The following is a 12,003-nucleotide window of genomic DNA, read 5'->3' on the forward strand; positions in this document are numbered from 1 at the left end:
TGTCTTTTTTCAAGATGTTATCGGAGGAGTAGTTTTAATGACCATAAACAATTTAATGATACAAGATAATAAGTAAACAAATTATCAATACGTTTATATTTAATGATAATTTTTTTAGTTAAGGTGATTTATTTTCTCAGCACTCTGCTATTATTATACTACCAATCATTGGCGGGGATGATTATGAAAAATTTGTTATTAATTTGTTTGTTAGGTTTTACATTGGCCGGATGTGATAATCAACTTAAGATTGACGGTAAAAATGAAATGGCAGTAAAAACATCCATCGAAAAAATAAGAGATACTTTATCTGAAGATAAAAAATTAAAATTTGATGATTCATTGAATATTGTCATGCTTAATAGCATCGATTTTGATGAGTTATTTAAAAATAACAAATATGGAAGTATCAAATATGAAGATATGGAAAAGCTGGAACATAAGTTTTATCAATCACTGAATGGAAAAACAGCCGATCAGGTTATTAGCGAAGCAGAAAGAATTAAGTCGAATACGAGTACCATTAATAAATGAATACAATCATCTGCCTGTCATTTTTCAAGTTGTAAACCTTATTGAGTGCACTCAATGATAACTACTGATTTCTTAAACAGAATGCCCTGATTATGGGGCATTTTGTTACCATTACTTATGATCTTCCAATAGAGTTAATCGCTCTCCGCACTGACGGCAAACATAGCAACTTTTTTCCCTGATCACTTTATTGTGTTGTCTGATGGTTAATTCATGCTGTTGGCAGTGGCAGGAATAAATGAATGTTTTACTGCAAACGGACTGGACTGAAAATTGGTGTGTTCGATTGGCTGGTACTTTAAACACAGTTTCCATGATATAACGCCACTCCTTGCCATGAGGCGCCACTTTGCCAAACTGATGATAAACCAATAAATGAGCCAGTTCGTGGGGGATCACTTCATCAATGAATGATTGTTGATTTTCAATGAGGAGAATTGGGTTAAGGCGAATTTCCCAATCCTTTAGACGAGCACTTCCCGCAATTGTACCTCGTTGTTGATAGGTCACATTGGGTTCGGGAAAGGTTTGTTCAAGGAAATCACTTGCCTGAATTATTTTTTGCCGCAAAGTACGCATGACTGCTTGCTGGAGAGGAAGAGGAACCTTAACGAATTTCATAACAGCAATAATTATATAGTAACTTAGCTAACGAAAACGAGTATGTATGGTTTATGGGTAATACTAAAAAGCCCGCTGGTATAGGCGGGCTTTTTAAGCGTAGCAGAGGTTATTTCAACCCTGCTGCATTACGTAGGATCATGGCCTTATCTGTCGCTTCCCACGGGAACTGCTCACGACCAAAATGGCCGTATGCCGCGGTATCGCTATAGATTGGATGCAACAAATCCAACATCTTGATCAGGCCATAAGGGCGCAGATCAAAGAATTCGCGCACTAATTGGATCAGTGTTGAAGTTGGCACTTTTTCAGTTCCGAACGTTTCAACCATGATGGAAGTGGGTTCAGCAACACCAATCGCATAAGACACCTGGATCTCACAGCGATCAGCCAGACCTGCTGCGACAATATTTTTAGCCACGTAACGTGCAGCATAAGCCGCAGAACGGTCAACTTTAGATGGATCTTTACCTGAGAACGCTCCACCACCGTGACGAGCCATACCACCGTAGGTATCTACAATGATCTTACGACCTGTCAGACCACAGTCACCCATTGGGCCTCCGATCACGAAACGGCCTGTTGGATTGATGAAATATTTAGTCATCGGAGTGAGCCATTCAGCCGGTAGTACAGGTTTGATGATCTCATCCATAACGGCTTCATGCAGCTCTTTCTGGCCGATTTCTTCAGAATGCTGAGTAGAGAGTACGACTGCATCAATACCGACAATTTTACCGTTGTCGTATTGGAATGTAACCTGACTTTTGGCATCGGGACGCAACCACGGCAGCGTTTTGTTTTTACGTACATGCGCCTGACGCTCAACCAGACGGTGAGCATATGTAATAGGTGCTGGCATCAATACGTCGGTTTCGTTGGTTGCATAGCCAAACATCAATCCCTGATCACCCGCTCCTTGCTCCAGAGGATCAGCACGGTCAACTCCCTGATTAATATCAGGTGACTGTTTGCCAATCGCGCTAATTACTGCACAAGAATTAGCATCAAAACCCATGTCTGAGCTGGTATAGCCAATTTCGCGTACAGTACTGCGGGTAATTTCTTCAATATCAACCCAAGCACTGGTGGTAATTTCACCACCAACCATAACCATACCGGTTTTCACATAAGTTTCACACGCTACACGAGCCTTGGGATCTTGTTTTAAGATCGCATCAAGAACGGCGTCGGAAATCTGGTCAGCAATTTTATCTGGATGACCTTCTGAAACGGATTCAGAAGTAAAAAGGTGTGTAGTCATTATATTTCGTTACCTTAAATATAATTTCGGTTTAAGGGTGGATGTTTTACCATCTAGACGGCTAGTCTAAGTTACTATCGCCAAATATACCAGTTTTTTTAGTTTTAAATATCTTTCACAGTATGACATTTTGGGTTTCTTCTCTGTCCTTCTTTAGCTTGAAAATCTATCGAGTAAATCTATCGAAATCTGTTAAGTATAAATAAATTTCGTTTTGCAATTTTGCAGGATTACAGGTATAAAGCGCCCGTAACTGATAGGTTTTTGCACTTCAAGTTATGGGCGTTTGCAGGGTGCGTTTATGCGTGTTCTGCTTCTCAATTGAGAAACGGCTTTCGTGATGATAAGCCATGTGGAGTGAATGGGGTTATGAACCATTATCTGCTGATTGTTAACGGCCAACAGCCACATTATGCCATTGATGTATCCACATCTTGTTCCTCTCTTATCGATATGAATTCAACCCGATGTTATCTGAATCGTTCAGGCAGGCGGGTCATTTTTAACAGAAGTCATATTGCCAAACAGTAAATACATATTGTTTAGTTCCCTCTAAACGTTTCTATAATTTAAGAGCAAGCTGTTCCCTGACATTTATTAATGCGCAAGATACGCACAATAATAGCGTCTTGGGTTATTGACTACAGGTGAAGGCAAACCTCTACTCCATGAAGGAGACTGCCATGAATGATAATATCGCACGTAAAATGCGACAGACCTACAATATTGCATATTGGGGCGGTAACTATTACTACGTCAATGATCTGGGTAATGTCAGTGTTTGTCCAAATCCTGATTTGCCAGAAGCACAAGTTGAGCTTGTCGATCTGGTAAGAAAAGTTCAGGAAGAGAAAAAACAGTTACGGTTGCCTGCATTGTTTTGTTTTCCTCAGATCCTGCAACACCGTTTGCGTTCTATTAATACTGCATTTAAACGTGCACGTGAATCTTATGGTTATAAAGGTGATTATTTTCTGGTTTATCCGATTAAGGTAAACCAGCAGCGCCGTGTGATCGAATCGTTGGCAAATTCTGGCGAACCTGTTGGGTTGGAAGCAGGCTCCAAAGCTGAACTGATGGCCGTGTTGGCTCATGCAGGCATGACGCGGACTGTTATCGTCTGTAATGGTTATAAAGATCGTGAATATATTCGTCTGGCATTGATCGGTGAAAAACTGGGACACAAGGTGTATCTGGTTATCGAGAAAATGTCCGAAATAGAAATGGTACTGGAAGAAGCGGAGCGCATTAATGTCATCCCCCGTCTTGGAGTACGGGCGCGTCTTGCTTCACAGGGAGCCGGTAAATGGCAGTCCAGTGGCGGTGAGAAATCTAAGTTTGGTCTGGCAGCGGCACAAGTGCTGCAATTGGTTGAAACCCTCCGTACGGCCGGAAAACTGGATAGCTTACAACTGCTGCATTTCCATCTGGGTTCTCAACTTGCGAATATTCGGGATGTGGCAACAGGCGTGCGTGAATCCGCCCATTTTTATGTCGAGCTGCATAAACTGGGTGTTAACATTCAGTGTTTTGATGTTGGCGGAGGACTGGGTGTTGATTATGAAGGTACACGTTCCCAGTCAGAATGTTCTGTCAACTACGGCCTGAATGAATATGCGAACAATGTCATTTGGGGTATTGGTGATGCCTGTGAGGAACATAGTCTGCCACATCCAACCGTGATTACTGAATCCGGTCGGGCATTGACGGCTCACCATACTGTTTTGATCTCCAATGTTATTGGGGTTGAACGTAATGAGTTTACCGATACAACGCCACCTGAAGAAGATGCGGCACGTCCTCTGACCAGTTTATGGGATACATGGCTGGAGATGCAGGAGGGAGGCTATAAACGTTCTTTGCGTGAATGGTTGCATGACAGTCAGTTTGACCTGCACGATGTTCATACCCAATATGCGCACGGGATATTAAGCCTTTCAGAAAGAGCCTGGGCAGAAGAATTATATTTAAATATCTGCCGTCATATTCAACAGGATCTTGATCCAAGTAATCGTGCTCACCGGCCGATCATTGATGAACTACAGGAGCGCATGGCGGATAAATTCTATGTGAATTTTTCCCTGTTCCAGTCTATGCCTGATGCCTGGGGAATCGATCAACTGTTCCCGGTTCTGCCACTTGAGGGGTTGGATAAGCCATTAGATCGTCGTGCTGTATTGCTGGATATTACTTGTGACTCTGATGGTATTATTGATCATTATGTTGATGGTGACGGTGTGGCAACAACAATGCCAATGCCAGCCTACGATCCGGAAAACCCTCCATTGATTGGTTTCTTCATGGTCGGGGCATATCAGGAAATTCTGGGCAATATGCATAACCTGTTTGGTGATACAGCGGCCATTGATGTTTACGTTTCAGAAAACGGTGAAGTCACTTATCAGCAGAGTGAAGAGGGTGATACGGTAGCTAATATGCTTCAATATGTGAAACTGGAGCCACAAGTGCTATTGACGCGTTTTCGTGATCAAGTGAAATCGACTGATTTAGGTGAAAATTTGCAAGAGCAATTCCTGCAAGAGTTTGAAAGTGGTCTGTATGGTTACACTTACTTGGAAGATGAGTCATTCTGATTAGTTACTAACCTTCATTAATAGTCATTCTTAATCATGGATTTTAGATAATCATTTGATTTGGGATGGCTATTTTATTTAATTACTATGCGAAGTCGCACTCTTTCTGTGAACTTCTTTTGTGATAAATTCGAATACAAAAATAGCGGGCAAACTTAACAAAGAAATAAGGAGCGAGTTAGTGATAAATACTAAAGATATTATCTTCTTCCCTGAGCCTGATCCTAATGAAAACCCTTGGGTACAGGGTAAACCTGCTGAAGAGGTGATTGACGTTGTAGAATACAATCCTGAATGGTTAGCTACATGGCAACAACTTTCTTCGGTTATCAAAAAAACACTTGGCAGCGTTGTCTTAAATATTGAGCACGTTGGGTCAACGGCAGTTTCTGGGATGGTTGCCAAACCTGTTATTGATATTGATCTCATTGTGGAAGATCCAACTCAAGAAGAAAAATATGTACCGGCATTGGAGCGGCTTGGTTATGATTTAACGGTTCGTGAACCAAGTTTTTATCAACATCGATGCCTTCGTTTGGCAAAACCTAGAGTTAATCTTCATGTTTTTGGCCTTGATTGCCCTGAACATATCCGACATATTTGGTTTCGTGATTGGCTCAGAGAACATCCTGAAGATTGTGAACGATATATAGCTGCGAAGATAACTGCTAAAAATGATGTTAAACAGGTAATGGACTATAATAAGAGAAAAGAACAAGTGGTACATGAAATTTATCAACGTATATTTCAAAGTAAGGGATTGTTGTAATAATGTTTGATAATTATTGTGCGGATAAAAAGCTGTTTTGACTTCGATTGACAGAACACTTTTATATTCTTATTTTTTTATAGTCCTCCTATAAAGTGTTTTACCTTTCAAGCCACACTGTGTGGCTTGTGATAGTAGTAAATCGCCCCCCATTTCGCCTATTTAATGCTAACCGACATTCCATACCTGATTGAGGGTTAATAACTTAGCCTGTTAAGGCTGTTGAAGCTATGAGGGCAGAAAGTGCGGATTAGGTTGATTTTCAAACAACAGAGCTATCCCACGATTGAATAAATCCTCGTTTGTTTTTCATATCATTGTAGCGTTTATTTAATGTAATTCTTCTCAAAATAGTGGTAAGAAAAAAATATGTCTAATACTATAGAAGTAGTTGCCAAGCTAGAGTGCTTGGTGCTTTTTCTGTTAGAGCATGAATAAGGACATCCCTGTTCTCTTTAGGCTGTAATTTATTGTTTTTAAATTTAATTTTAAAACTTAGACTCTTTTGAAGTTAGCGTAATTAAGCTTTGTGTTAATTAAACACAGGACTTTTGGGGAAATATCATGAGTATTAGTTCCTTAGGAAACCAAATCGATAACTCCTTGGTTTCAAATGCCTTCGGCTTCCTGCGTTTCCCGTTGAATTTCCAACCTTATTCCAGTGATGCAGAATGGGTGATTACCGGTGTGCCTTTTGATATGGCAACATCCGGACGAGCCGGCAGTCGCCATGGGCCAGCAGCCATTCGTCAAGTATCGACTAATCTGGCTTGGGAAAGTAGCCGTTGGCCATGGAACTTCAGCCTGCGTAAACGCTTGAATATCGTAGATTGTGGTGATCTGGTATTTAATTTTGGCGATGCTCAAGATATGAGCGAAAAATTGCAGGCTCATGCCGAGCAAGTGCTGGCGTCAGGCAAGAAGATGCTTTCTTTTGGTGGTGATCACTTTGTTACATTGCCACTTTTGCGTGCTCATGCGAAACACTTCGGTAAAATGGCACTAGTGCATTTCGATGCTCATACGGATACTTACCCGAATGGCAGCAAGTTTGATCACGGTACGATGTTTTACCATGCACCAAATGAGGGACTAATCGAGCCAGCCCACTCTGTACAAATCGGTATTCGTACTGAGCACGATACTAATAATGATTTCACGGTATTAGATGCTGGACAGGTTAATGATCGTAGCGTTGAAGATATTGTTGAGCAGATCAAAGCGGTTGTTGGTGATCTGCCTGTATATCTGACTTTCGATATTGATTGTCTTGATCCGGCATTTGCCCCCGGTACAGGGACTCCCGTTATCGGTGGTCTGACTTCAGATCGTGCGTTGAAGATCCTGCGTGGTCTGCAACCTTTGAATATCGTTGGCATGGATGTCGTGGAAGTTGCGCCTGCCTATGACCAATCAGAAATTACCGCGCTGGCGGCAGCGACGATTGGATTGGAATTGTTATATTTACAGGCTTCGAAAAAGCATATTTAACATATTCAGCTAAATAAGCACTGTTTTAAACCCGTCCAATGACGGGTTTTTTCTTTTTTACTGCCCTTTACTGATCGTTACTGTATCTAGTATCCATATGAATAAAAAATCCCCCCAAAACTCACTTATTGTTCCTAAATTGAAACAATCAGGCAAAATCATAGCTTAATCTTGCAGCATAGAAAAACTGCGTTAGGATGTTTTAAAAGGCATTTCGATGAGGAGAGAAGCATGATAATCACTTCAACTGAATTTAAGAATAATGACTTCTTGCGCAAAGAGCATGAATTTAACGAATTTGGTGCCAATGGTGGTAACCGTTCACCTGAGCTTGCCTGGACAAATGTTCCAGCCGGAACAAAAAGTTTTGCTATTACGGTCTATGATCCGGATGCGCCAACAGGCAGCGGTTTCTGGCATTGGGTTGTTTTTGATATTCCGCTGGAAATACAAACTTTACCCGCAAATGCGGGACGGAGTGATGGCAATAAGCAGCCAGCTGGTGTGATCCAAAGTAAAAATGATTATGGCGTGTTCGGCTTTGGCGGGCCTTGTCCTCCTGAGGGAGATAAAGCTCATCGCTATATTTTCACGGTGCATGCCTTATCGGTAGAGAAACTGGGTATTGATTCAGAAACAACAAACGCGGTTGCGCGTTTTATGATCCAGGCCAATACTCTGGCAACAGCCACTATTACCGGTTACTACCAGCGTTAACGGATTAATCGTTCTTCAGTTTTAAGTTAAAGGGTATCAATATATGAGCGGTAAAAAAATTCAATGGAACCAAGGGATACAGCAGGAAGCGGTAGAGATCCTGTCTAATGATGGTGGAATGATTGTTTGTCCAACTAAAGTGGGCTACATCATTATGACTTCCGATGCGAAGGGGCTGGAACGTAAATTTGAAGCCAAGCAGCGTAATCGCAATAAACCGGGAGTAGTGCTGTGTGGATCTCTGGAACAACTTAAAGAGCTGGCTCAGCTTAACCCGGAAATTGAAGAACTTTATCAAAAACATTGGGATGCAGATGTATTACTGGGTTGTATTTTGCCATGGAAAGAAGAAGCTGTAAGTCGCATTCCCGATGATGGTTCCAAAGAATTGATGATGGATAATCGTGGTACAAGCTGCTTCGTGATTAAATTCGGTAAACCCGGCGAAATTCTGGCGAAAGCATTGTGGGAAAAATACGGTAAATTCTCTTTTGCCAGTTCAGCTAATCCATCAGGTAAAGGTAATCGGGGATTGGTTGAATGTATCGGTGAACGTATTGAAGAGCGTGCAGATTTGATTATTGCCGCTAATGATTATGTTAAATCTATCCAGCCAAATGAAACTGAACAAACCCGTTATGAACAGGGTGTGATGATTTCAATGGTGGATGAAAACGGCAAATTAGTTCCGGTACAAAATGGTCAGCGTGATATTACGCCGTGTCCGGTATTGATCCGTAAGGGGTTGGATGTCAACAAAATTATGGTAATGATGTCTGATATTTTCACGACTTGGGATTACCGTCACGGTAACTATTATTGATAGATAACTGTTACTGATCATTGTTGGTCTGACAGGGTGATATTCGTTGCGGGTACAGCATTGTGGATACTGTGCTGTACTCGTAAAAATTTTCTTGGCTTATTTCTGTCTGTCATTTTCCAGATCTTGTCTCAGCTTATGCTGTAAGGTGTTGGCAAAAAACCGTACACGTGAAGAGAGTGTCTCTTCTGATTTAAACAATATCCAGGACTGATAGATATCCATGTTCCATTCGGGAAGAAGTCGTATTAACTTTCCGGCAGCTACGGATTCATGGGTGATGTAATCCGGCAGATAGGCAATACCAGCACCAGCCAGCGCAGAACTCATCAATGCTACGCTGTTATTGATGCGAAATCGGCTGCGTACTTCAATATCAAATTTATGCCTTTCTTTTCTAAACGGCAGAGAAATAGTATGTGCGGGGCCACGGAAGAGCAGGTAATCATAGCGGGGAAGATCTTCCGGTTTCTTGATGGCTGAAAACTGCTTGATATAGTCTGGAGCGGCGTAAAGCCCCCAAGTGATATCAATCAGAGGCATAACAAGTGGATGATTTGGTGTTTCACGTCCTATCACAACGGCTATATCGCAGTGATCATCTTGCATATTAATAATTCTGTCTGTCAGTTCCAGATCAACACTGACATGGATATTCCCGGCGACAAAATTGTTCAGGACAGGAACAATACATTGGCTACCAAAGGATACCGGAGCAATCAGGCGCAGGCTACCCATTGGCTCTTCATGAAAATTGCGGATAAAACGTTCGGCATTTTTGGCTTCATCAAGAATACGGTGGCAGTACTGGTAATAATTCATCCCGACTTCTGTCACCTGGATTTTGCGTGTGGTTCGGTTGAGTAATTGAGTGCCCAATCTGACTTCTAGCTGTGCAATTTCACGGCTGACAGAAGACTTGGACAGCCTTAATGATTTTGCCGTTTCGGTAAAACTCAGTGTCTCCACTACATGGGCAAAGATCACCATTGAGGTAAGATTCTCAATATTATTCATAAAGTAATCTGATGATTTATTCCGAAAAACCATAACATATCACAAGTTCTGCGAAGAAATACCAATATTCCTGGTGGAAGTTTTTCTTGTGACGAACGATTGTTTCATTATAGAAACAGTGTGCTATATGATGGCATTTCTCCAGAATAAAGAGTAGTAATCTTATCAGGATTACAATTTTTTCTTTTTCAGTATGTCTAAATTTTTTGGAGGACAATGTGAGATGAACCAAACTATAACTCAAAAAATTCTCGCACGAGCAAGTGGGCGCAAACATGTCACTCCGGGTGAAGTGGTTTGGGCGAAAGTGGATATTTTAATGTCTCACGATCCCTGTACGCCGGGTGTCGCCAGTGTATTTAAAAAAGAGTTCGGTCAGGATGCCAAGATATGGGATCCTGACCGTTTTATTATGATCCCCGATCATTTTGTCTATTCCGCTGATCCACAGGCTAATCAGAATATTCGGGTAATGCGTGAATTTGCCGCTGAGCAGAAGATTAAATATTTCTATGATGTAGGGACGCCTAATTATAAGGGAGTTTGTCATATCGGGCTGGCTGAGGGAGGGCATACCCGTCCCGGAGAAGTCCTGTTGGGTACAGATTCCCACACGGTGACTGCGGGGGCTTTTGGTACATTTGCGATTGGGTTAGGCATTACTGATGCCGCTTATGCGATAGGAACGGGAGAAATTCCGCTCAAAGTTCCGAGCTCTATTCGTGTGAACTTTATCGGGACTAAACCCGTTCATGTTCTGGCTAAAGATATGATCTTGGCGGTATTGGCGGAATTAACTGTGGATGGAGCAACATATCAGGCTATCGAGTTTGGTGGAAATGTCATTGATGAATTATCTGTCGAAGAGCGAATGACGATTTGCAATATGGTCGTTGAATGTGGCGCTAAAAATGGCATTATGGTGCCGAATCAGGCGACGCTCGATTATCTGGCAGAGAGAAATGATATTCCTTTTGACATCGTTTACCCCGATGAGGACGCACAATATACAAGGGTGTTAAATATCGATGTTTCTGATATGCAGCCGAAGATTGCCAAACCCCATTCCCCAGATAATGTTGTTTCCATTGAGCAGGTTGCCAATGTTGCGATTTCACAGGCGTATATCGGCTCCTGTACAGGCGGCAAACTGGAAGATTTTGTTGCCGCCGCCCGTATTATAAAAGGGCATAAAGTCAAAATTCCGACTTATGCTGTGCCGGCAACAAAAGAAGTGTTCCATAAAACTATCACCACCCAGATTGATGGTATGTCTGTCTATCAAATCTTAAGCGATGCAGGAGTGAAACTTTCTGCTGAATCTGGATGTGCCGCCTGCTGCGGTGGCCCGCCGGATACCTTTGGTCGTGTTAATGATCCAATATCAGTGATATCCACCACCAACCGTAATTTTATCGGAAGAATGGGGCATAAACGTGCCAATATTTATCTTGCTTCCCCTTATTCTGTTGCTGCGGCAGCGATTACCGGTCAGATCACCAATCCGGGAGAATTTTTATGAGTGATGTTGCTATGAGTGATGTTGTTTTGAATGAACAAAAGGAAAATATCATTCGTGGTCAGGTCTATGTATTGGCTGACAATATTGATACTGACCAGATTCTGGCCGGAGAGTATATCAAAGTAAATCCATCTACGCCTGAAGGCTATGCGCAGTTGGCTTCATTGGCGATGTGCGGATTACCGGAAGGATCGTTGCCTTTTATTGATGAAGAAAAGGGAAAAGCAAAATATCCGATTATTGTGGCAGGGCAGAATTTTGGTTGTGGCTCTTCCCGTGAACATGCAGTGGCTGCTTTAGGTGCTTCTGGCGTAAAGGCGATTTTAGCGCAATCTTATGCCCGTATTTTCTTCCGTAATTGTGTTTCTACCGGAGAATTGTTACCTGTTGCGGCACAGGAGCGTCTGTGTGACAAATTAGTTACGGGAGACAGTGTTGAGATTGATATTGAAAACCAGACGGTGACTGTGTTGAAAAGTGGTGAACAATATCCGACTGACCCTGTGGGAGAACTGGCCAATATTGTTGCTGCTGGTGGGCTGTTCTCTTATGCGCGGGCAACCGGAAGAGTTAAGTAATACTGGGCTAAATCATATCGATGTAACATGCCAGTAAATTATGAACTGGCATGTATTTTGTCATCTCATCTTG

General features: G+C 42.0%; 11 protein-coding genes. 8 read left to right on the plus strand and 3 right to left on the minus strand.

The genetic code is table 11. The features are described from left to right. Positions 1 to 183 precede the first annotated feature (183 nt). Positions 184 to 534 (plus strand): DUF6694 family lipoprotein, encoded by a 351-nt coding sequence (locus tag Xind_RS12035; RefSeq protein WP_047681277.1) that lies wholly within the window; start codon positions 184 to 186, stop codon positions 532 to 534. 111 nt (positions 535 to 645) lie between these two features. On the opposite strand, the gene Xind_RS12040 is transcribed toward Xind_RS12035, so the two are convergent. Beyond that, positions 646 to 1,155 (minus strand): SprT family zinc-dependent metalloprotease, encoded by a 510-nt coding sequence (locus tag Xind_RS12040; protein ID WP_187650116.1) that lies wholly within the window; start codon positions 1,153 to 1,155, stop codon positions 646 to 648. Between the two features lie 109 nt (positions 1,156 to 1,264). Beyond that, positions 1,265 to 2,419 (minus strand): methionine adenosyltransferase, encoded by a 1,155-nt coding sequence (gene metK, locus Xind_RS12045; RefSeq protein ID WP_047681271.1) that lies wholly within the window; start codon positions 2,417 to 2,419, stop codon positions 1,265 to 1,267. A gap of 683 nt (positions 2,420 to 3,102) precedes the next feature. Here metK and speA point away from each other — a divergent pair. From speA to Xind_RS12070, 5 genes are all read left to right on the plus strand, one after another. Beyond that, positions 3,103 to 5,013, plus strand: coding sequence for a biosynthetic arginine decarboxylase (gene speA, locus Xind_RS12050; RefSeq protein WP_187650117.1), 1,911 nt, complete (start codon positions 3,103 to 3,105; stop codon positions 5,011 to 5,013). A 181-nt stretch (positions 5,014 to 5,194) separates the two neighbouring features. Beyond that, positions 5,195 to 5,782, plus strand: coding sequence for a GrpB family protein (locus Xind_RS12055; protein WP_187650118.1), 588 nt, complete (start codon positions 5,195 to 5,197; stop codon positions 5,780 to 5,782). A 564-nt stretch (positions 5,783 to 6,346) separates the two neighbouring features. Beyond that, positions 6,347 to 7,273 (plus strand): agmatinase, encoded by a 927-nt coding sequence (gene speB, locus Xind_RS12060; RefSeq protein WP_187650119.1) that lies wholly within the window; start codon positions 6,347 to 6,349, stop codon positions 7,271 to 7,273. A 231-nt stretch (positions 7,274 to 7,504) separates the two neighbouring features. Further along, the gene (locus Xind_RS12065) at positions 7,505 to 7,990 is read left to right on the plus strand and encodes a YbhB/YbcL family Raf kinase inhibitor-like protein (protein ID WP_047680837.1); all 486 of its coding nucleotides are present in this window, start codon (positions 7,505 to 7,507) and stop codon (positions 7,988 to 7,990) included. A gap of 43 nt (positions 7,991 to 8,033) precedes the next feature. Continuing rightward, positions 8,034 to 8,813 (plus strand): L-threonylcarbamoyladenylate synthase, encoded by a 780-nt coding sequence (locus Xind_RS12070; RefSeq protein ID WP_187650120.1) that lies wholly within the window; start codon positions 8,034 to 8,036, stop codon positions 8,811 to 8,813. A gap of 99 nt (positions 8,814 to 8,912) precedes the next feature. On the opposite strand, the gene Xind_RS12075 is transcribed toward Xind_RS12070, so the two are convergent. Then, positions 8,913 to 9,830, minus strand: a complete 918-nt coding sequence (locus Xind_RS12075) for a LysR family transcriptional regulator (protein WP_047680888.1) — start codon at positions 9,828 to 9,830, stop codon at positions 8,913 to 8,915. Positions 9,831 to 10,053: 223 nt separating this feature from the next. Here Xind_RS12075 and Xind_RS12080 point away from each other — a divergent pair, with 223 nt between their 5' ends. Continuing rightward, positions 10,054 to 11,352, plus strand: a complete 1,299-nt coding sequence (locus Xind_RS12080) for a 3-isopropylmalate dehydratase large subunit (RefSeq protein ID WP_187650121.1) — start codon at positions 10,054 to 10,056, stop codon at positions 11,350 to 11,352. Beyond that, positions 11,349 to 11,930 carry a LeuD/DmdB family oxidoreductase small subunit gene (locus tag Xind_RS12085; RefSeq protein ID WP_231571388.1) on the plus strand — a complete coding sequence of 194 codons (582 nt, stop codon included), beginning with the start codon at positions 11,349 to 11,351 and terminating at the stop codon, positions 11,928 to 11,930. Before Xind_RS12080 ends, Xind_RS12085 begins: the two co-directional genes overlap by 4 nt. Positions 11,931 to 12,003 lie beyond the last annotated feature (73 nt).

The organism is Xenorhabdus indica, assembly GCF_014467235.1.
Lineage (GTDB): Bacteria > Pseudomonadota > Gammaproteobacteria > Enterobacterales > Enterobacteriaceae > Xenorhabdus > Xenorhabdus indica.